The 20,352-nt window shown below is 45.2% G+C and carries 19 protein-coding genes and 3 pseudogenes; 9 read left to right on the forward strand and 13 right to left on the reverse strand.

Annotation, left to right across the window (positions count from 1 at the left end; translation table 11 throughout):
- Positions 1-38 precede the first annotated feature (38 nt).
- Positions 39-2,507 (reverse strand): DUF4982 domain-containing protein, encoded by a 2,469-nt coding sequence (locus BM114_RS02910; RefSeq protein WP_092110234.1) that lies wholly within the window; start codon positions 2,505-2,507, stop codon positions 39-41.
- Positions 2,508-3,182: 675 nt separating this feature from the next.
- On the opposite strand from BM114_RS02910, the gene rplU reads away from it, so the two are divergent.
- The 8 genes and pseudogenes from rplU to mnmE all read left to right on the forward strand — a co-directional run bounded on the left by rplU (position 3,183) and on the right by mnmE (position 11,533).
- A complete protein-coding gene (gene rplU, locus BM114_RS02915; protein ID WP_092110612.1) occupies positions 3,183-3,500 on the forward strand; it encodes a 50S ribosomal protein L21 in 318 nt (105 codons plus the stop codon).
- A gap of 17 nt (positions 3,501-3,517) precedes the next feature.
- Entirely contained in the window at positions 3,518-3,808 is a 291-nt protein-coding gene (rpmA, locus tag BM114_RS02920; protein WP_092110236.1) for a 50S ribosomal protein L27, read from the forward strand.
- A gap of 208 nt (positions 3,809-4,016) precedes the next feature.
- Positions 4,017-5,306 carry a serine--tRNA ligase gene (gene serS / locus BM114_RS02925; RefSeq protein ID WP_092110238.1) on the forward strand — a complete coding sequence of 430 codons (1,290 nt, stop codon included), beginning with the start codon at positions 4,017-4,019 and terminating at the stop codon, positions 5,304-5,306.
- A gap of 82 nt (positions 5,307-5,388) precedes the next feature.
- Positions 5,389-7,731, forward strand: coding sequence for a bifunctional dihydroorotate dehydrogenase B NAD binding subunit/NADPH-dependent glutamate synthase (locus tag BM114_RS02930; protein WP_092110240.1), 2,343 nt, complete (start codon positions 5,389-5,391; stop codon positions 7,729-7,731).
- Positions 7,728-8,095, forward strand: a pseudogene (locus tag BM114_RS02935) (DMT family protein). The gene BM114_RS02930 and the pseudogene BM114_RS02935 overlap by 4 nt, the downstream one beginning before the upstream one ends.
- Positions 8,096-8,231: 136 nt before the next feature.
- A complete protein-coding gene (locus BM114_RS02940; protein ID WP_255406409.1) occupies positions 8,232-9,275 on the forward strand; it encodes a hypothetical protein in 1,044 nt (347 codons plus the stop codon).
- Between the two features lie 17 nt (positions 9,276-9,292).
- Positions 9,293-10,165, forward strand: coding sequence for a nucleoside phosphorylase (locus tag BM114_RS02945; RefSeq protein WP_092110245.1), 873 nt, complete (start codon positions 9,293-9,295; stop codon positions 10,163-10,165).
- 9 nt (positions 10,166-10,174) lie between these two features.
- Positions 10,175-11,533, forward strand: coding sequence for a tRNA uridine-5-carboxymethylaminomethyl(34) synthesis GTPase MnmE (gene mnmE, locus BM114_RS02950; protein ID WP_092110247.1), 1,359 nt, complete (start codon positions 10,175-10,177; stop codon positions 11,531-11,533).
- A gap of 114 nt (positions 11,534-11,647) precedes the next feature.
- Here mnmE and BM114_RS02955 read toward each other — a convergent pair whose 3' ends face one another.
- The 12 genes and pseudogenes from BM114_RS02955 to BM114_RS14270 all read right to left on the reverse strand — a co-directional run bounded on the left by BM114_RS02955 (position 11,648) and on the right by BM114_RS14270 (position 18,970).
- Entirely contained in the window at positions 11,648-12,181 is a 534-nt protein-coding gene (locus BM114_RS02955; protein ID WP_092110250.1) for a GNAT family N-acetyltransferase, read from the reverse strand.
- Entirely contained in the window at positions 12,181-12,525 is a 345-nt protein-coding gene (locus tag BM114_RS02960; protein ID WP_092110252.1) for an MmcQ/YjbR family DNA-binding protein, read from the reverse strand. The genes BM114_RS02955 and BM114_RS02960 overlap by 1 nt, the downstream gene beginning before the upstream one ends.
- A 78-nt stretch (positions 12,526-12,603) precedes the next feature.
- Positions 12,604-13,017: a GNAT family N-acetyltransferase gene (locus BM114_RS02965; protein WP_177207030.1), complete on the reverse strand. Its 414-nt coding sequence runs from the start codon at positions 13,015-13,017 to the stop codon at positions 12,604-12,606.
- Positions 13,014-13,414 (reverse strand): annotated as a pseudogene (locus BM114_RS02970) (FKBP-type peptidyl-prolyl cis-trans isomerase). Before BM114_RS02970 ends, BM114_RS02965 begins: the two are co-directional and overlap by 4 nt.
- A gap of 219 nt (positions 13,415-13,633) precedes the next feature.
- Complete coding sequence (locus BM114_RS02975) at positions 13,634-14,281, reverse strand: flavodoxin family protein (RefSeq protein WP_092110254.1); 648 nt, start codon at positions 14,279-14,281, stop codon at positions 13,634-13,636.
- 5 nt (positions 14,282-14,286) lie between these two features.
- Positions 14,287-14,802, reverse strand: a complete 516-nt coding sequence (locus BM114_RS02980; protein WP_092110256.1) for a flavin reductase family protein — start codon at positions 14,800-14,802, stop codon at positions 14,287-14,289.
- Positions 14,803-14,844: 42 nt separating this feature from the next.
- The gene (locus BM114_RS02985) at positions 14,845-15,147 is read right to left on the reverse strand and encodes a glutaredoxin (RefSeq protein WP_092110614.1); all 303 of its coding nucleotides are present in this window, start codon (positions 15,145-15,147) and stop codon (positions 14,845-14,847) included.
- 28 nt (positions 15,148-15,175) lie between these two features.
- On the reverse strand, positions 15,176-15,856 hold the full coding sequence (locus tag BM114_RS02990) for a nitroreductase family protein (RefSeq protein WP_092110259.1): 681 nt from the start codon (positions 15,854-15,856) through the stop codon (positions 15,176-15,178).
- Between the two features lie 152 nt (positions 15,857-16,008).
- Positions 16,009-17,265 (reverse strand): type II toxin-antitoxin system HipA family toxin, encoded by a 1,257-nt coding sequence (locus tag BM114_RS02995; protein WP_092110261.1) that lies wholly within the window; start codon positions 17,263-17,265, stop codon positions 16,009-16,011.
- 3 nt (positions 17,266-17,268) lie between these two features.
- Positions 17,269-17,589 (reverse strand): helix-turn-helix domain-containing protein, encoded by a 321-nt coding sequence (locus BM114_RS03000; protein ID WP_092110263.1) that lies wholly within the window; start codon positions 17,587-17,589, stop codon positions 17,269-17,271.
- Between the two features lie 394 nt (positions 17,590-17,983).
- Positions 17,984-18,745 (reverse strand): class I SAM-dependent methyltransferase, encoded by a 762-nt coding sequence (locus tag BM114_RS03005; protein ID WP_143089235.1) that lies wholly within the window; start codon positions 18,743-18,745, stop codon positions 17,984-17,986.
- 66 nt (positions 18,746-18,811) lie between these two features.
- Positions 18,812-18,970, reverse strand: coding sequence for a hypothetical protein (locus BM114_RS14270; protein ID WP_177207031.1), 159 nt, complete (start codon positions 18,968-18,970; stop codon positions 18,812-18,814).
- Between the two features lie 360 nt (positions 18,971-19,330).
- Here BM114_RS14270 and BM114_RS14700 point away from each other — a divergent pair.
- Positions 19,331-20,158: pseudogene (locus BM114_RS14700) on the forward strand (DUF4886 domain-containing protein); the annotation flags it as partial.
- Between the last annotated feature and the right edge of the window lie 194 nt (positions 20,159-20,352).

Here is a 20,352-nt window from a genome sequence, read left to right on the forward strand (position 1 = left end):
TGCGCCGCGGGCATTCGTTCTTTCTCCTCAAGCTTTCTTCATTTGCTACTGTAGGTAGCCCCGATGCATCCGTCCGTTACCTTCAGCTTATACTGCCCGTTAGGCTTGGTTCTCTTCAAAGTGATGACGAGTTTCCCCTTAAACAGCTTCATCCGTGGCTTCGTGAAGGATTCCAGACTCGTGGCATCGCCGTTGCATACGGCCTTGAACTCTGCGTTGCCACTCACAAGGAAGCTTAAGTCATTGTCGGCTTCAGGTACTTCAATACCATTCTTGTCTATTGCACTGACCGTAAGATATATCAGGTCGCTGCCATTGTATGACGAAAGCTCTCGGGAAGCATCTATGCGATACCCTGCGACGGTGCCTGCGGTGCGGCGCACATCCTCGCCAATCTTGTTCCCATCAGAGTCATAGACCACGACGCGCAGTTCGCCGGGCTCATAGCGCACATTGTTCCAACGCAGGCGATACCTGTCCAGCAACGGCTGGACATTCACGCTGTCAGGCTCTATGTCCCATGCGTGCTTGGAAAAGTCTTTCTTGACCCGTCCCTGCGACTTGCCGTTGATGAACAATTCGCCCTCTACCCCATCCGTATAGCAATATACCGGCGTAACCTTTCCTTCCCTTCCCGGCCATGTCCAATGGGGAAGCAGGTGGACGGTATGGCTCTTCTTGTTCCATTGCGAGCGATAGAGGTAATACCTGTCCTTGGGAATCCCTGCCAAATCGCAGATTCCGAAATAGCTGGAACGCGACGGCCAATACTTGTCGTAGGGGGTAGGCTCTCCCAGATAGTCGAATCCCGTCCACACAAACTGCCCTATCGTCCATGGATAATCGTCCTGCATCATGAAGTCGGTCTCCGGCAGATTGCTCCACGGACAATACTGATTGTCATATCCGTTCACCTGTCCGTCAGGATAGGTTACATCAGCGTTTACCGCAACGGGGAACTTGTATACTCCCCGACTGCTGATCGTAGAGGCAGTTTCGGAGCCAAGGAGGAATCCTTGCGGCAGCATTTCATGCCCTTTGCCGTATCGGTGTACCCGATAGTTGAAGCCGGGCACATCCATCACTTGTGCAAATCCCGACTTCAAGGCGTTGTCCACCTGGTCTAATCCCTGGGTTACCATGTGCGCGGAATCCAGCTTGTGGCAGAGTTCCTGCAAATGCCGTGCATACTTCACACCTTCTTCGCTCCCTTGTTCCGGTATCTCGTTTCCGATACTGTACATTATCAGGGAGGCATGATTGCGATGATTCAGCACGAGGTTGGTAATGTCCTTATCAGCCCAATCCTTGAAAAAGCGTGCGTAGCCGTTCTTGCACTTCGGATAGATCCACATGTCGAAGCTCTCGGCCATGACCATCATACCCAGCGAATCATAGACTTCCATCTGCATCGTAGAGGGCATGTTGTGCGCTGTTCGTATGGCATCGCAACCCATCTCCTTTAGAATCTTCACCTGCCGAATGAGTGCGTCCTTATTGACAGCCGCCCCCAAGGGTCCCAAATCATGGTGCAGGCAGACGCCCTGGAGCTTCCGCGGCACCCCGTTCAATTGGAATTCCCGCTCCCGGTCAATCTTCACGGTGCGCACGCCCACTTTCTTCACCAGCTCGTCAAACAGGGTATTATCACAATAGAGCTGGCAGACAAGGGTATACAGGTTAGGAGTCTCTGGAGACCATAGCCGTGGGCTTGGCAACTTTATCCGTGTACCAGCCTTGTCTTTCTTGTCTAATGGTACATCCTGCAAAGCCACCTCCCGCCCCTTCTCGTCTAAAAGCATGAACCTGACAAACGCGGGCATGTCTTCAAACTGCAAGGCATTGACGGCCTGTATATCGACTGCCACGACCGCCTCGCTGGCATTCTGGCTTACGGTACGGAAATAAACGGACCAGTCATCCAGACGACAATTACTCGAGCTGACCAGCTGCACGGGGCGATAGAGTCCGGCTCCGGGATACCAGCGACTGCTTTCCTCCATGTTCCGCAAATGCACGAGCACCTCGTTCTTTTCCCCCGGCTTATTTAAATAAGGTGAGATGTCAATGCGGAAAGCATTATATCCATAAGGCCAATATCCCGCGCGCATGCCGTTCACATAAACTATGGGCTCGGACATGGCACCATCGAACCAAAGCTCCGTGTGTGCTCTGAAATCATAGACATCGTCATCTGCCGGTGGAATGACTACCGAGGTCCTATACCAGCCTTCTCCTATCCAGGGAAGAGCCCCCGAACGGCCGCTCTTCTCCGTGGCCACCGACTCTCCATTCTGGGTTATCGCCACCTTCTGCAAGTCCCATTTCTTGTCAAACGGGCCGTTGATTGCCCAGTCATGGGGCACTTTCACTGATTCCCAATGCAGACTGTCGCGGGAGAATTCCCAGTCCGCAAGATTTGCATTCCACCTTACCTGGGCTGAAACCGTGAGCCTGGAAACGGCAAGGCAAAAACCAAGTACTCCAACTTTAAAAATCTTCTTCATTCTTCTCAAAATATCTATATAGCGACAAAAATATAAAAAAAATAACGATTATTATTACTTCCATGAAGAATTGCACAAACAAAAAGCTGTTGTGCGGGCACACAGCTTGAATTTTCAAAAAAGTTTCTTTAAAAATTTGGAATTTTCAGAAAAACATATTACTTTTGTTCTCGTTATCCTGAAAACAATCTTTTTACCTTAAAGAAAGCTAATACCTATTGAATGTGGAGCGATTGACTGTGAAGTTCATCGCTTTTTTGTTTTCCCCCATTTTCATGAATCTGCGAAATGTCTGAACCTCTTCGGTTTCAGCTCTATCGGCTGTCTTCTGATGTTACGACAACTAACGCATTCGTCATTAAGTACATTCCCTTTTACAAAATCGCCGAAATCATTCGACAAAATCGCCGATTTTGTTCGACAACTTCGCCGATTTTGTCGCACTTTAAACGGCCTTTTACATGACTGCCTGATTTCCTTACCCCCGAGAATCATCACAAATCAGAGACGAAATCGATATGTTAATCTGTCTTAAAATTAAGAATTCTGATTAGCCGTCTCATCCTACTTTCAACTTTTATTATTAATTTTGCATCCGATTTAGTCCGTTTGGGCTCGAACAAGTGCCGACATAAGGTCGGACGCCTTGCGGAAAAACCCGTTTATAAAATTAAAATGTACGCAATTGTAGAAATTAACGGTCAGCAGTTCAAGGCTGAGGAAGGCAAGAAGCTCTTCGTGCATCACATTAAAGATGTTGAGGCTGGCAAGACTGTTGAATTTGACAAAGTTCTCCTCTTGGACAATGAGGGAACTGTCAAAGTAGGCGCCCCCACAGTAGAAGGCGCAAAAGTTGTAGTAGAAGTGGTGAACCCTCTCGTCAAGGGAGACAAGGTTATCGTCTTCAAGATGAAGCGTCGCAAGGACTATCGCAAGAAGAACGGTCATCGCGCTCAGTTCACTGAAGTTGAAGTTAAACAAGTAATCGCTTAAATCAAGGAGGATTAGAAATGGCACATAAAAAAGGTGTAGGTAGTTCTAAGAACGGACGCGAGTCAGCTTCTCAGAGATTAGGCGTTAAGATTTGGGGTGGTCAGAAGATCGTGGCTGGCAACATTATCGTTCGCCAGCGCGGCAACAAGCACTTCCCGGGAGAAAATGTAGCCCAGGGCAAAGATGATACCCTCTATGCTCTTGCCGATGGTGTGGTTTACTTCCACAGAGGTCGCAGAAACAAGAGCACGGTTTCAGTTCTCTCACCGGAGGCTTACGCCGAGAAAACCAAGAAAGCTGAAGCTTAACACAACAAACAAAATTTATTCCAAACAAACGAATAGGATGCCAATCTTCGACTCGAGGATTGGCATCCTTCATTGATAGATATTCCCCCAAGAAACTTTAAAGGAAACAAAAAATATTCATTATGGTTTTAAATATTATTTGTTATTTTGTTTGAAATATATTTTGTATCTTTGCAAAAATAAAAAGAATCTTATAAAATATAGCGACATGCTTACATTGAAACTCATCAGTGAGGAAACTGAACGCGTTATCCAAGGTCTGGAAAAGAAACACTTCGACGATGCCCGTGGTGCCGTAGAAAAAGTCTTGGAATATGACAAGCTCCGCCGCCTGACGCAGCAGAAGCTGGATGCCAATAAGCAACAGCAGAATCAACTCTCACGGCAGATTGGCAGCTTGATGAAGGATGGTAAAAAAGATGAAGCAAACGAGATAAAGAATCAAGTGGCAGACCTGAAGTCGGCCGACAAAGCCCTTCAGGAAATCATGGAGAAGGCGCAACAGGATATGACAGAAGTACTGCTCACCATCCCGAATATTCCCAATGAGGATGTTCCTGAGGGGAAAGACGCGACGGATAATGTGGTTGTAAAAGAAGGAGGCGCGATTCCCGACCTTGGTCCTGAACCTCTCTGCCACTGGGATCTCCTGAAAAAGTATAATCTGGTAGACTTCGACCTTGGCGTTAAGATCACAGGTGCGGGATTTCCGGTCTATATCGGTAAGATGGCGCGCTTCCAGCGTGCCTTAGAAGCGTTCTTCTTAGAGGAGGCTCGCAAGTCGGGATATCTCGAAATTCAGCCTCCCTATGTAGTAAACCAGGCCTCAGGACTGGGCACGGGGCAGCTTCCAGACAAGGAGGGACAGATGTATCACGCTAATCTTGACGACCTCTACCTCATCCCGACGGCAGAAGTTCCTGTTACAAATATATTCCGCGATGTAATCCTCGACGAAAAAGACCTGCCGATCAAGCGATGCGCCTATTCTGCATGTTTTCGTCGCGAGGCCGGCAGCTATGGCAAGGATGTAAGAGGACTGAACCGTCTCCACCAGTTCGACAAGGTTGAAATTGTGCGCATCGACAAACCGGAACATTCCTATGAAAGCCTGCGGGAAATGCTCGTACATGTGGAGGGATTGCTTCAGAAACTTGAACTACCCTATCACATTCTGAAGCTTTGCGGAGGAGACATGAGCTTTACCTCGGCAATCTGCTATGATTTCGAAACTTATAGTGCCGCCCAGAAGCGTTGGTTAGAGGTTTCCTCTGTAAGTAATTTCGAAAGCTATCAGGCCAACCGGTTGCATTGTCGCTATCGCCATACAGACGACAAGAAGATAGAACTCTGCCATACCTTGAACGGATCGGCACTGGCGCTCCCCCGTATCGTCGCTACCATCATCGAGAACAATCAGACGCCGGAAGGAATCCGCGTGCCCAAGGTGCTCGTTCCGTATTGCGGTTTTGAGATTCTTGACGACAAGAATTCTTGAGTATTTCGATAAGCTCTCTTCACTCTTTTATATAAGGTGAAGAGAGCTTATTATATTTTACAAAGACATTAATCTTTATATCATGTATAGAATCGTTTCCAAAAAGCAATATTCAGAGAAAGTTTTCAATATAGAGGTTGAGGCACCGCTGATAGCTAAGAGTTGCAAGCCAGGCAACTTTATCATCGTCCGTGTTGACCACAATAGTGAACGAGTTCCCTATACCATTGCCAAGTCTGATGCGGAGAAAGGTACACTCAGTCTGGTAATTCAAGAAGTAGGACTTTCTTCTACTAAATTCTGCAGTCTGAATGTCGGCGACGAGGTAAAGGACATTGTGGGACCTCTGGGCAATCCCTCAAGAATTGAGAACTATGGAACGGTTCTATGTGCCGGCGGCGGTATCGGAATTGCCGCCATCCTCCCTATTCTAACGGCTCTGAAACAAGCGGGCAACCGCATCATTTCCATTCTTGCCGGCCGCACGAAAGAACTTGTCATCATGGTAGATGGTGTAAGAAGGTATTCCGATGAGGTTGTCATTATGACAGACGACGGTTCTTGGGGAGAAAAGGGTGTCATTACGGTTGGCATGGAGAAAGTGATTAATCGGGAGCATATAGACAAGGTACTTGCCATCGGGCCTCCTATCATGATGAAATTCTGTTCTTTACTTGCCAAGAAATACAATATCCCTAATGATGTATCCTTAAATACCATCATGGTAGACGGTACCGGCATGTGCGGGGCATGCAGGCTCACCATCGGTGGAAAGACCAAGTTTGTGTGCATTGACGGTCCGGAATTTGACGGAGACTTGGTTGATTGGGACGAGATGTTCAAGCGCATGGGTACATTCAAAAGTGTAGAGCGCAACGAGATGGAACATTATGCGGAACACACAGCGAAGATAAGTTCTGAAGCTTCAAAGCCTCAAAAGGATGCAGAAGGAAAGATAAAAGTAACAGATTCTATTGCACAATTAACGGATCGTAACGCTCAGTGGCGCAAAAACTTGCGGACTTCCATGAAACCAAAGGAACGGATGGCCATTGAGCGCGTTAAGATGCCCGAGCTCGATCCAGCCTATCGTGCAACTACACGGCTGGAAGAAGTAAACAAAGGACTCACGGAGGAAATGGCCGTTATGGAAGCGAAGCGCTGTCTCGACTGTGCAAAGCCAACCTGTGTAGAGGGTTGTCCCGTGAACATCAATATACCTTCGTTCATTAAGAACATTGAGCGTGGGGATTTTCTGGCCGCTGCCAAGGTCTTGAAGAGCACCTCTGCCCTTCCGGCTGTATGCGGCCGTGTCTGTCCGCAGGAAAAACAATGTGAAAGCCAATGTATTCACCTTAAGATGAATGAGCCTGCGGTTGCTATTGGGCACCTTGAAAGATTTGCTGCTGATTATGAACGAGAAAGTGGAAGCATTTCGCTGCCAGAAATGGAACCTGCTAATCGCATCAAGGTTGCCGCTATAGGTTCTGGGCCAGCTGGGCTAAGCTTTGCCGGCGATATGGCAAAACACGGATTCGATGTTTATGTTTTTGAGGCTTTGCATGAAATTGGTGGAGTCTTGAAATATGGCATTCCCGAATTCCGTCTTCCCAACTATATTGTTGATGTCGAGATAGAAAACCTGAAGAAGATGGGAGTTCATTTCCAGACCGATTGCATTGTCGGAAAGACCATTACCATTGATGAACTTGAGCAAAAAGGGTTTAAGGGCATCTTCGTTGGTTCGGGAGCAGGACTTCCAAACTTCATGAACATTCCCGGCGAGAATCTCATCAACATCATGAGTTCCAACGAGTATCTCACTCGTGTGAATCTCATGGATGCTGCAAATCCGAAAACCGACACTCCCATCATACTTGGGAAAAAAGTCTTAGTAGTAGGTGGTGGCAACACGGCCATGGACTCTTGCCGCACAGCCAAGCGCCTCGGCGCCGATGTTACTTTGGTCTATCGTCGCTCAGAGGCAGAGATGCCCGCTCGTCTGGAGGAAGTCAAGCATGCAAAAGAGGAAGGCATCAAGTTCCTAACCTTGCACAATCCCAAGGAATATATCTCTGACAAAGACGGCAGGGTTGCTGCAGCAGTTCTCGATGTAATGAAGCTTGGAGAGCCTGACGCAAGTGGGCGTCGCAGACCAGAAGTTACCGGACAGACGCTTACTGTGGAATGCGACCAAGTGATCGTTGCAGTCGGGGTCAGTCCTAACCCATTGGTTCCAAAGTCAATTCCTGGCCTGGAACTCGGACGAAAGAACACGATCGTTGTCAATGACGAAATGCAAAGTTCACAGGCCAATATCTTTGCAGGAGGAGACATTGTCCGCGGTGGCGCAACAGTAATCCTTGCCATGGGAGACGGGCGACGCGCGGCAACCAACATGGCAAAAAAACTCCTGCACTCATGAATGGATTGTATACCATATTACTGCTTTTGCTTAGCAATGTCTTTATGACATTTGCATGGTATGGACACTTGCGCCTCCAGCAGGCGGGACTTTCCCGAGACTGGCCAATCCTCGGCATTATCCTGTTTTCATGGGAATAGCTTTTTTTGAATACTGCTGTCAGGTTCCTGCAAACAGAATCGGATTCTCCGGTAACGGCGGTCCATTCTCATTGGTGCAATTAAAAGTGATCCAGGAGTGTGCAAGTCTCGCCATATTTGCCATTATCACGAATATCATGTTTCAAGGGCAGAGCCTGCATTGGAACCATGTTCTGGCCTTCTTTCTACTCATCTGCGCAGTATATTTGGTTTTCATGAAATAGACTTTTCACATCCCAGATTTTGTAATATAAGATATTATTGCTATCTTTGCCGAATATGAAAAAAGTGAACATCGTTTTACTATTGCTTGTATTTTTCCTAATCAGTGCGTCGGCGCAAAGGAGAAAGGCAAGGGTAATGCCTAAGCCTGTTGTGAAGCAAGAGTCTCCACAGGATAAGCTATATAAGTCGATGCTGCCATCAACGGCAAAGGTGATGTTTATTGACAGCCTTGTTGTTGACAAGGACTCCTTCCTGACAAGGATTCCTCTTAATCGGGAGTCCGGTTACCTTTATGCAACCAAAGACGGTATCAATGGCTATACAAATGAGTTTGAGAATCGCACCTATTACTCTGCGGAGAAAGATTCAGCACGCTATCTCTACTCTGCCGACAAATTAGGGAAAGACTGGGGAAAGGGAACCATGCTTGATGGCATTGGAGACGATTATAGCACGCAGGACTTTCCCTTCCTTATGTCAGATGGTATCACTCTGTTCTTTGCAGCCAAGGGAAAATATAGTTTGGGAGGATACGACATCTTCACCACTATGTTTGACAGCCAGTCCGGCCAATTCTATGAGCCGCAGAACTACGGCCTTCCTTTCAATTCCCGTGCCAACGACTATCTGCTTGCCATTGATGAAGTAGATACCCTTGGCTGGCTTGTCAGCGATCGCTTCCAACCCGAAGGAAAAGTCTGCATCTATACCTTTGTCCCCACCACCCCACGGCAGAGCTTTGAGGACGAAGACATTACAAATGAAGAAATCTCTAAATATGCGAACCTGAATGCCATTGATGATACCTGGGAGTTTGGCAACCACAAGACGGCCATTGCCAGACTTGAGAGCATGAAGGCTCGAGAAGGGAAAAAGCATAATGCAAACGCAATTGACTTCGCCATAAATGATGATACGGTATATCATGACATCCATGACTTCAAGTCTGCGAGCAATCGGCAACTGTTCCTCGAGTGGAAAGGCCAGAAGGGCTTGATGACAAGTGAGGAAGAAAAACTTCATAAGCTGCGGGAAGCCTATGCCAAAGGGAGTGAGTCTATACGGCAACAACTTCAACAAGAAATCATCCGTACAGAAGAGAATATTGGACAGCTAAGGCAATCCCTCCATCAAATGGAGAAGAAAATCAGGAATAATGAAATTAGCATACTAAAATAACTAAAACCAGATGCCATATGAACAAGTATTTTGCTCCATCAGAGTTGATTATTAATGAGGACGGAAGCTGCTTCCATCTCCATTTGAAGCCAGAACAATTGGCTGACAAGGTAATCTTAGTCGGTGATCCTGACAGAGTATCTCTGATTGCCTCTCATTTTGAGAACATTGAAAACACTGTTCAGAGCCGCGAGTTTCATTCTGTTACTGGGACATATAAGGGTAAGCGCATCACGGCGCAAAGTACAGGTATAGGGTGCGACAACATTGATATTGTGATGAATGAGTTAGATGCCCTTGCCAATATTGATTTCAAGACCCGTACGGAGAAAGCTAAGCACCGTACACTATCTGTCTGCCGCATAGGGACTTGTGGCGGTCTGCAGCCTAACACCCCTGTCGGCACATATATTGCCAGTGTAAAGAGTATAGGCTTTGACGGCCTCATTAACTTTTATGCGAATCGCAATGGAATCTGCGACTTGGATTTCGAACACGAATTCAGAAACCAAGTCAAATGGAATGACCAACTTGGGAATCCGTATGTCGTAGATGCAGACAAGGAACTCATTAAGCGTATTGCAGGCGAGGAAATGGTATATGGTGTTACAATTGCATGCGGTGGCTTCTATGGTCCACAGGGGCGTGTGCTTCGTGTTCCATTAGCAGATCCTAATCTTAATGAGAAGATTGAGAGCTTTGAATACAAAGGTTTGAGAATCACAAACTTTGAAATGGAAAGCAGTGCCCTTGCCGGCCTTGCCAAGTTGATGGGACACAAGGCGATGACATGCTGTATGGTAATTGCTAATCGCCGTATTCTCGAGGCCAATACAGGCTACAAAAACAGTATTGATGGACTAATCAAATTAGTCCTTGAAAGAATTTAAACTGATTTAATGATACAAAATCCTCAAGATACTATTGCAGCAATGGCGACACCTGCGGGTGGCGCCATTGGTGTTATTAGAGTCTCCGGCTCTGAAGCAATTACTATTACCTCTAAACTTTTCAGTAAAAACCTTGCCGCCTCAAAGGCCAATAGTCTCCATTATGGAAACTTTCACACCCTACAGGGCGAGTTACTGGATGATGTTATAATAAGCGTCTATCGTGCGCCTCACTCTTATACTGGAGAAGATGCAACGGAAATTAGCTGCCATGGCTCTCGGTATATTATGCAGAGAATTCTTCAATCTCTTGTTGATGCCGGATGTCGGCAAGCTATGCCGGGCGAATATACAGAGCGCGCTTACCTAAACAACAAAATGGATTTAAGTCAGGCGGAAGCTATAGCAGATTTGGTATCTTCGACCAATCGTGCCTCACATAAATTAGCACTAAGCCAACTTCGCGGGCACTTCAGTAGTGAGCTTGGTCAACTTCGAGAACAGTTACTAAAGATAACTTCACTCTTGGAATTAGAGCTCGACTTCAGTGATCATGAAGAGTTGGAATTTGCCGACCGCACAGAACTGTTAGAACTGACGGATAAAATTCTAAATCACATCAATGCGCTAATTCATTCCTTTGAGACCGGGAACGCCCTGAAGAACGGCATACCGGTTGCTATTATCGGTAAGACCAATGTTGGTAAGAGCACACTGCTGAACAAGCTCCTTCACGAAGAAAAGGCCATTGTGAGCGATATCCATGGTACGACGCGGGATGTCATCGAGGACACCACGGAAATAGACGGAATAACTTTCCGTTTCATCGACACGGCTGGTATACGCAACACGCAGGATAAGGTTGAACAGCTCGGTATAGAGCGAACTTACCAGAAATTGGATGAAGCCATCATCGTTTTATGGATTATAGACAGAAGCACAACGGACGCTGAAGTTAACGAGATGAAGAAAAAGTGCAAAAACAAGAAACTTATCCTTGTGCGCAACAAGATAGACTTAGAACAAGAACACATGGATCCCATCGACTATAACCCCCTTGTTGAGATTAGTGCAAAATACGGCCAAGGTATTGCAGATTTAGAAACGGCATTGGTCAATAGTGCCGATATCCCGGAAATCAATGAGAACAGCGTTATTGTTACCAATGTGCGACATTATGAAGCCCTGACTAAGGCCCGCGAAAGTATTCTGAGAGTCATTGAATCTATGCAAATGGGAGTGAGTGGCGACCTCATTTCAGAAGATCTCCGCATTTGCATTGAGCAACTTGCAGAAATTACCGGTACGCCAATTACACCTAATGAAGTCCTCGGTAACATTTTCAAACACTTTTGCGTGGGAAAATAGATTTTGCATGGGAAGGAGTCAGCATAAGCTGATGCAAAAGCCCTTCGAGCATCGAAAATGACTCGAAGGGGCTGCTTACAATTTTAGTTAATCCCACTGCCCTATTCTATCATGTCATCCTTCCTGGATGTCGTCAGGCCACCAGAACTGTTGCAGTTCGTGGATGATGTCATCCCAATCTTTCATGGTGAACATACCTTCGCCTCTCATCATGATTGTCATGGTGATGTCGTTATAAGTGCGATAGAGTTTTGTGTCCCTAAATCCATTACGGATGTAGAACGCTTGGCGTTGTTTTCGTTGCTCCAGGTTATCGCAAACTTGGGTGGTACTCTCCATGTCCAAAATGAAAGGTTGACCCTTATATCGTTCAATCAGCTGAGTGAGAATCTGCTGGCCATAGTCTTTCCCTCGCAGTTCCTTACTGACAGCGAAGTACCAAAACCAGTTGAATTTCTTACATGGATAGACGATGGTGAAGCCGATGAAGGTTTGACCATCGTAGTAGGCGGTGAAATCCAGCGGCATTTCCCCAACAAGGCGCATCAGATCTACCCATGGAATCTGCTCTCCTTCGGGGAATGCCGTTTCATAGAGCTGTTTTATCTTTTCATCAGCATTGGCTGATGTTATCTGGATGGTTTGCATTATTTCTTCTTATATTTGGCTTTTACTATCTCATATGAGTTTCGAGTCAGTTCCTGTAGGAGTTCATCTGGAGCATTGCCTGGATCTATACCAATCCAATGCTTAGGTGCCATGTTATATGGTTTGCCGATGCAACTATGATTTGCACAGAGTTCTTCGATGCGGTCTGGTTGACATTTCAGTATAATGATGCAGAAATCATCGCAATCGAAGAATGAAAACATGTGGTCATGAATGTAGAAGACCAACACGCTACTGGCATGATGAAACGCTGTGAAAGGCAGCTTCTCTTCCACATCTTCGCCCAAAGAAAGACAATACTCACGATAGTCTTCTATGTTCATTCCGTTCTTTTATTTGCTTAATCGCTCCAATGCCGTAGCGTCAAGTCGGTAAATTGTCCATTCCTTCATGGGCACGGCTCAAAGTGAGAGATAGAAGTCGATGCTGAGCTGGTTCCAGTTGAGACATGTCCATTCCATGCGTCCGCAATGATGCTCGCGCGCTATCCTGACCAGATGCAGCAGGAGAGCCTTGCCATAACCCTTTCCTCGCTCTTCCGGCCATACGAACAGGTCTTCCAGATACAGCCCGGAGTGTCCGATGAATGTCGAGAAATTGTAGAAGTAGAGTGCGAAGCCCACTTCCCGGCCATCCACTACGGCAAACACAGCCTCCGCCCTGTGTTCATCGAACATTTCACGATCCAGCACTTCTCGCGAAGCAATCACCTCGTTCTCCATCTTCTCATACCGGGCTATACCTCGTATGAAATCCAGTAACAGCGGCACATCCTGCCGTTCTGCCCTACGAATCAATATATTGTCTTTAGTCATGCTATTCCCAACAACTCAATTTCAAATATCAATGTCGAACCACCGGGGATGCCTGGCTGGGAGAATTTTCCATAGCCCATGTCGGCTGGGATATAGACTTCCCATTTGTCGCCAATGTACATCTGCTGCATGGCGATGATCCAGCCCTCTATGAGGTCACAGAGCCTGCAAACTAATGGCACACCACCACGACTGCTGTCAAACATTTTGCCGTCGATAGTCTTGCCCGTATAGTGAGCCGTCACAATACTTCTTACACTGGGTGTCGCACTCTGGGCATTACCCTCTGCCAACACCTTATAGTAAATTCCCTTTGGAAGAGCCTTTATGCCTTCCTCCTGTGTGATTTGACTACCAGCCAATCCTTATTTTCTTGTATATATGCTCTCTTGTTCATATTTCTGATGTTCGCTAAATTGGAATTTACTTAATAAAGGATACAGGGATGAGTTCTGACCTTACGCTATGTTCTGGAGCCTCCAAAGACGGGCTTACCCGATGCCATGTAATCACGAAACTCTTGTATTGTCATTCTCAACAGAATTCAATAATAGCACTTACATCTTCTCCTATTGATAGGGAAACTATAATGTCATGAACCGCTTCTTGTTTACGACTATTTGTCTTTAATACACTCTGCCATTCTCTTTCCTGCATCGAATGCCTTCTGCAAGTCCTCCTCCCAATGTTCCTCACGATACTTCCGCTTGTCTGGTTCTGAGAAACCGCGCAACTCGTAGTTGTCGTAGTTCTTCACCTGATAGGTGTTGTAGGCAATCAGCTTCTCAGGTTCTCCGAGGGCTTGGGTGATGCTGTATTCCATCGTGCCGTAGCCGTTGCAGTTATTGAACTCCTTTGTGCCGTTCTGTGTCTCTACAAGCACCACCGGCATGCGTTTCGGTGCTGTCAAACTGTGGTCGTTGTAAGAGAGCCAGGCAAAGGCCAGCCGTTCCAGGAATGCACGCATCTGTGCCGTGATCTCTCCGAAATAGTTGGGTGACCCCAGCACCAGTCCGTCGGCTTCTGCCACTTCCTGCAGCACAGGAGTTAGGGCATCCTTGAACTTGCAAACATTCGAAACCTTGCCTCTGATCTTACAGACCATACACGACATGCAGCCCTTGTAGTCAAGGCCATACAAGCGCACGGTCTTTACTTCGATTTGGTCACTTACTGAAGTAGCACCTTCGGCGAACTTCTTCAGCATAGAGGCCGTATTGAATGTCTTTCTTGGGCCTCCGTCGATAATCATAATCTTTTTCATCGTATTTAATCTTCAATAATGTATGCAGAAACAATTTCTCCGTAATAGCAGAAGTGGTCGCCTGTTTCCATCGTATAGAACTGGCGGGTAATCTCGTCGTTGAACTTGTATGATTCCTGCTCTTGGCTATAGAGCACACGGCACTCCAATGTCAGGGGCAGTTCCTTGATGCCTGGCGTGTTGATGACCTCGGGGTCCACAGGCGTAAGCCCTGCCACTTCAATCTTATCCATATCCCGACCGCTCTTTGAGCCGCATATGCCCAAAATTTTCCTTCGATATTCACCAACAGGCACATTAATAGTAAATTCGCGGCACTTGTCAAGCATCTCCCTAGTATAACGCTGATGTCTCACATATGCCACAAATATAGGTCGCTCCCAAATGATGCCAAGTGTTCCCCAGCCGATGGTCATTGAATTAACCTTGTCACCAACCTTTGTGGTAAGTAGGATTCCTGGTCTCATGGCCTTGATAATCTCGCCCGCATAGTCGCGGATGTCAATCTTCTTCTTTGTCATGGCTTCTTTTTTTATAAGTGATTCTACTTTTATAAAGGTAACCTAACACCCACTTCCATCAATACTGCAAGAGGCACCGATGTTTTCGTCAGGCATCGGCTCCAAGCCTGCATCTTTGGAAGACAGGGTTACCGTTCCATCCTCCAGTACATAGCAAGGAATACCCACATCACCAATCTTTTTAGCTTCGTCGAAAGCAGGATGATTATCTCTCAAATCAAGGAACTGTTTCAGATTACGCACATGTTTACTTATATCTATCACCTCAAAATGAGGATTACCTTCAACCTGCTTCTCTATATACTCACAATACGGGCAGGTCTGCATTACAAACATCTTAATCATTGTATCTATTATTTTGTTTAACTTATATCTACTCAAAATTGACTTTGCCTGAACCAATCTCAAAGTGGTATTTGACAATGCCTAAATCTATCTGTGTGTAGCCAATCAGGGAAAATCCTTTCTTGGCTCGTACCCGATGACGATTGTTACTCATGTCGACATACTCAAACGAGAACTTTTGCTGGTTCACGGCTGTAGGAGCAAATAATGCTGCCTCCACTCCTTTCTTGAACCACGACGGAGTGATGTCAGACGCATTGCTCACTTGCTCTACGGTCTTGATCTTATGCCCGACACCTTGTGTCTCACCATAGCCGATGGCAATGTAACAGGCAATCTTTTCGCCCTCTTCAAGCACATATGTTCCTGGCACTTTCGAGTAGCTGAGTCCAACCCAGCAGGTGTTCAAACCAAGTGTTTGGGCGAGTAAGACGAGATGCTCGCCGTAGTAGCCTACACGCTCGTCTAAGTCATCGGATTTCTTTCCAGCCATGACAAGATAGTTGTTGGCATTGCGGAACTTCCCGTATTTGGCCATAGTCCCTTGGAATGCCTTTGGCTCATTGCATACCAACTGAATGTGAAGTTGGCCCTCATTGTTCAACTTCACAATTTCATCTTCAAGCAATTTGACGATTTCCTCGCTCAATGGCTGGTCTTTGTAAGCCCTCACACTATGCCGGGCTTCTATGGCTTCCTGTATTGTCATATTTTAGATGATATATTACTATTCAATTATTATATGTCTTCTTTGCTACATTAAGATACATACCGCTACATTTTCGCTATATTGAATCATTGTCGTTATAGCATGTTAGTCGTTGTGTATCAGTCCCGCTACATCATGCTATGTGTTTTCCTTTATTGAAGCGATCGTTGGAATACCTGTTCAAACACATCCACTTCTCGCTTGGCTATACCCAGGCGAGTGGCTATGGACTTCCAATGCTTCACACCAGCCTTCACTTCATCGATGATACGCACGGCTTCGTCTTTGCCTATCATATACTCCTCCGAGGAATCAAGCAACACCTGAAGGTCCGCATGATTCGTTGTGGAGTTGATGAGCAAAGACTGGTATTCATTCAGAGTCGGATTCATATCGTATGCCGGTGATAGCGTCCAGCCCCGTGGAGTCAGCAGGAATCCGTGGTTGCGGAAATGGTCATCGCTATTGCCGATGGCTATATTGAATGCCACTCGACGATAGAGCTGACGAAGGTTCTGCTCCACGTCACAACAGTTCTGGAGGATGAAGTCCACGATGTCCAGATAGCCGTTACCCGTTTTGGCATCACAGCCATCAGTCAAGCCCAGCAGGGTCATGGCTGATGCGAAATGCTTTCTTCGACCATCGGCTGTCCTGTCGAAACGCCTGGAAAGTAAGGCATGGTATTTCCCACCTGTCTCAATGACACTAGTCTCTGCAGCTATGACTCCAGCCTCTTTCGCCAACAGATGACTGTGGTGTTCCCAAAGACCTACATCATAGTCATCGTTCCTTGACGGGAACTTGGCTACGCAAAGCCGGCCTTCATCATTAATCACACCAGCCTTGGGACGGGCACCGCCAAGCGAAGTGCCAGGATGAACGAGTTGCAAGAGCCATTTCTTCTCAGGCAACTGGTTCTGCTCCTCACTCTTCTCTATCTCCATACTGGCTGCCACCAATGCCCGTATGTCGGTCAAAGGGGGAATACGAAGCGATTCCTCACAATTGATGTACTCTCCATCTTGTTTTTCCTTAAAGCGGAAACCACCCATGCGGGAGTAGTCATCGATACCCATGAGGTAATCAAACGACGAAAGCTTACGTACCGGGCGTTTCTCTTCCGTAGCAAGGATTTGTTCGCGACGGTTAAGCAGTAATCTTCCCCAACGGTCAGGCAAGGCATCGCTGAAGCAGCTGAAGATGTCCCTGTCCGGCTGGGTATATTGCTGACCAGGATAGTTGTTGATGTCGGCACTCAGAAAGAGGCTGCCATACTGACGGAGCCAGTCGTTATCATACTTGAACGAATAGGAGTCTGAGCCACGGAGGGATTCATAGCCAAGTTCACCGACCAGCATTGGTTCGTCAAGCCAGTCAAAATCCGCATATACATACAGTGTCTTCATACCTTATTGCTTTTTTGAAGCACGTTCACGATGTTTCAGTGCAAGATCCTGTAAGGCCCTTCCCATTTCATCGTTCTTCGCCAACAACAGGATGTCATCATCAAGCTGGAGGGCATAGAGCACACGGAGATAGATACCAATCGCTACTGTCGGAGTTCCTTTTTCTATCCTCGAAACGGTCAGAGGAGAACAAGTAGCCCGTTCTGCCACCTGCACTACACTAAGATTACGACGCAGGCGAGCCAGCTTTATTTGCTCACCTACCGTCTGCATCTTCTGTTCCAGTTTTCGGGGCAACTTATTGCCCATTGTTGTCTTGCTCATATTGTTGCTCAACTTATATTTACGAGCATAAAGATACAACAAATACTTTATTTTATGATATGTTATAACAATAAATATAGTTATTCAAGGCATTTTTAACAATTCAAGTCATCTTTTGGAACCAAAAGCATACTCCTGAGATAGAATATCGCATGGACATTGGGAATACCCAGTCAATGACAAAAATCGGCGATTTTGTCGCGCTGACAACGGCTTCTTACCTTACTGGGCGGAAGCAGCATGGCAAAATGCGACTTCCTTGTAATTCTCCAAGGGCTTACCGGAAGTTGCTCCTTTTCCACCTATTAGTCTTTTAATATATGTTTTCAAGTAGTGGGACATAATAGAAATTGTATATTTTTTAGAAATTCCCATCCCGCACAAACAGAAGGGATCATCTGTGAACTCTCAGATAAGTTGAACTTATGTAATTTGCCCAATATTCATTATGCAATTTTAAAAGTGCTACTAATTCTTGTATTTCCACTTGACAATGTGTTATATCCACATGATTGAGAATTTCAATATAAGACACAAAATCAAGATATGTTTGGGGATAGCGACCATTAGAGCATGCATGGAGAATGCTCTCTAATGTCTCTTTTTGTTTCATCGGGTCATGGAAAGAAGCTAATATCGTCCGTTGTTTAGAGCCGACTAATGACTTCTGTACTTTGTCATAATAATCAAAGGTTACGGAAAAATCATCCCATGTTGATTGGTCATAGGTTGCCCTCTTATACCTATACCAGTTCTGCAGTTTCACATCATAAGAATAGAAATCATATACAGCCTTAACCGTTCCCCCTGTTGTCATGTGTAAATATTTGATAATAATTCCTTGTTGGGGAGATATATAGGTTAGCTCTCCTCCCATTGACTCATCAAGGTCAGCATTGTCTGTGAAAGATAAAACCACCTTATTCCCCAATCGTATCTTTCCTTTTACATAGACCTCTGATGCATGCCAGTCATTACGATTCTCTTCGTCTCTGTAGAAAATAGTCTTATGAACTATAGACATCTTGTCAGCAAGATTATCCATGTCAAAGAGTCCTTCTATTGTCTGGTATTCTGTTTCAACACGCTGTGCATAGCATGGTACAGCTAACATTGTTAGAACAAAATATATAAATATGTATTTAAGATTTTCCATTATTATACTTGTTTTAATTGTTTTAATCTCTCTCGAGCACGGCGGATTCCATAAGCAAGTGCAAAGTTACGCTATTTTTTCTTTAATCATGTTTTTTGGCTTGCAAAATCCGTTTTTCTTTCTTGGCCTGTTGTTTAATTTTTCAATTATGTTCCTGATATACAGCCTTGATATACCCCTGAAGTCCGTCTTCTTCGGAATGTGTTGCCTGATGAGACCGTTCATGTTCTCGATGGCTCCTTTTTCCCACGAGCAGTACTAATCATTTGGAAAGAATAGATAACACTTTCAATATATCTAAAGGTCGCCTTTATATTTTTATAAACAAATATCATAATAACTCGAATATTTTTTATTTTTTCCTATATATTTTTTAATTATTAGCGTCTTTATTTTATACATTAACTAAAGAACCAATTGTATGAATCTTAAGATCTTACCCTGTTACAATTATTGGTATTACCACAATACAAAGATACAATATACTATCTCAATATCCTGCATTTCTCTGATATAATAAAGGGCTTCGTGAGTCGCAGTGATAATAAAATAATCAACCAACAGATAAATCTATATTTTTAAGTTATGATAAGAATTATAATCTTGACATTGGCTTTTTCACTTGCAACGGTAATTTCCGTAGCAAGTGAACCTCTCAAAGTTCTGGCCTTAGGTAACAGCTTCTCACAAGACGCAATAGAACAATATCTTCATGAACTTGCCCAAGCTGATGGTAAGGAACTAATTATTGGAAATATGTATATCGGGGGTTGTTCACTGGAGAGACATTATAACAATATGCTTAATAACACCGCAGACTATGCATACCGAAAAATAGGCCTTGACGGAGTGAAACATGAGACGGTCAATATGACAATTGATAATGCACTCATCGATGAGCAATGGAATTATATCAGTCTGCAGCAAGTGAGCGGTTTGTCTGGTGACTACAACACATACAACCCTTATCTACCCGCACTTATTGCATATATCAGGGCTAAGCTTCCATCTGTAAAGCTTATTCTTCACCAGACTTGGGCATATTCTATGAACTCCACACACAGTGACTTCAAACGCTACGATAATAGTCAGATAAAAATGTATCACAGCATCATTGAGGCTACAACCAAAGCCTTCAATGAAAATGCCATGGATTTACTTGTTCCTTGTGGAACAGCCATTCAGAATGCACGAACTACATTTATTGGCGACTATATGAATCGTGATGGTTATCACCTTAATGTCATTTATGGGCGCTATACCGCTGCTTGCACATGGTACGAAGCTTTATTCAAAACTAATGTAGTAGGTAATACATATTCTCCTGAAGGCATGAATGAATCTCTGAAACTCGCAACCCAGACTTCTGCACACGAGGCTGTAAAAAATCCCTATACAGTCACCGACTTGAGTTTCATACAAAATTCGGTAAATTCACATAAGTATTTTATCAATATAAAGGGTAAAGGTAAAAGAAATGGAAGCAGTTGGGATGACGCAATGTCATTCGACGATTTTTACGCCGATGTAAACCGTTTCGACGATGGCGACCAATTTTTCTTTACCGGAGGAGTTTACAAGCCTAATCAAATTACTGAGATTACGAA

This window comes from Prevotella sp. KH2C16, assembly GCF_900113305.1.
Taxonomy (GTDB): domain Bacteria; phylum Bacteroidota; class Bacteroidia; order Bacteroidales; family Bacteroidaceae; genus Prevotella.

What these genes read in the sequence shown, in the direction of transcription:
- BM114_RS02985 (WP_092110614.1), bottom strand. Translation starts at nt 15,147, where the DNA reads ATGATTAAGATGTTTGTAATGCAGACCTGCCCGTATTGTGAGTATATA.
- BM114_RS02990 (WP_092110259.1), bottom strand. Translation starts at nt 15,856, where the DNA reads ATGACAATACAGGAAGCCATAGAAGCCCGGCATAGTGTGAGGGCTTAC.
- BM114_RS02960 (WP_092110252.1), bottom strand. Translation starts at nt 12,525, where the DNA reads ATGAACATAGAAGACTATCGTGAGTATTGTCTTTCTTTGGGCGAAGAT.
- rplU (WP_092110612.1), top strand. Translation starts at nt 3,183, where the DNA reads ATGTACGCAATTGTAGAAATTAACGGTCAGCAGTTCAAGGCTGAGGAA.
- BM114_RS02910 (WP_092110234.1), bottom strand. Translation starts at nt 2,507, where the DNA reads ATGAAGAAGATTTTTAAAGTTGGAGTACTTGGTTTTTGCCTTGCCGTT.
- rpmA (WP_092110236.1), top strand. Translation starts at nt 3,518, where the DNA reads ATGGCACATAAAAAAGGTGTAGGTAGTTCTAAGAACGGACGCGAGTCA.
- BM114_RS02955 (WP_092110250.1), bottom strand. Translation starts at nt 12,181, where the DNA reads ATGCAAACCATCCAGATAACATCAGCCAATGCTGATGAAAAGATAAAA.
- BM114_RS02965 (WP_177207030.1), bottom strand. Translation starts at nt 13,017, where the DNA reads ATGACTAAAGACAATATATTGATTCGTAGGGCAGAACGGCAGGATGTG.
- serS (WP_092110238.1), top strand. Translation starts at nt 4,017, where the DNA reads ATGCTTACATTGAAACTCATCAGTGAGGAAACTGAACGCGTTATCCAA.
- BM114_RS14270 (WP_177207031.1), bottom strand. Translation starts at nt 18,970, where the DNA reads ATGAACGGTCTCATCAGGCAACACATTCCGAAGAAGACGGACTTCAGG.
- BM114_RS02975 (WP_092110254.1), bottom strand. Translation starts at nt 14,281, where the DNA reads ATGAAAAAGATTATGATTATCGACGGAGGCCCAAGAAAGACATTCAAT.
- mnmE (WP_092110247.1), top strand. Translation starts at nt 10,175, where the DNA reads ATGATACAAAATCCTCAAGATACTATTGCAGCAATGGCGACACCTGCG.
- BM114_RS02980 (WP_092110256.1), bottom strand. Translation starts at nt 14,802, where the DNA reads ATGACAAAGAAGAAGATTGACATCCGCGACTATGCGGGCGAGATTATC.
- BM114_RS02995 (WP_092110261.1), bottom strand. Translation starts at nt 17,265, where the DNA reads ATGAAGACACTGTATGTATATGCGGATTTTGACTGGCTTGACGAACCA.
- BM114_RS02930 (WP_092110240.1), top strand. Translation starts at nt 5,389, where the DNA reads ATGTATAGAATCGTTTCCAAAAAGCAATATTCAGAGAAAGTTTTCAAT.
- BM114_RS02945 (WP_092110245.1), top strand. Translation starts at nt 9,293, where the DNA reads ATGAACAAGTATTTTGCTCCATCAGAGTTGATTATTAATGAGGACGGA.
- BM114_RS03000 (WP_092110263.1), bottom strand. Translation starts at nt 17,589, where the DNA reads ATGAGCAAGACAACAATGGGCAATAAGTTGCCCCGAAAACTGGAACAG.
- BM114_RS02940 (WP_255406409.1), top strand. Translation starts at nt 8,232, where the DNA reads ATGCCTAAGCCTGTTGTGAAGCAAGAGTCTCCACAGGATAAGCTATAT.
- BM114_RS03005 (WP_143089235.1), bottom strand. Translation starts at nt 18,745, where the DNA reads ATGGAAAATCTTAAATACATATTTATATATTTTGTTCTAACAATGTTA.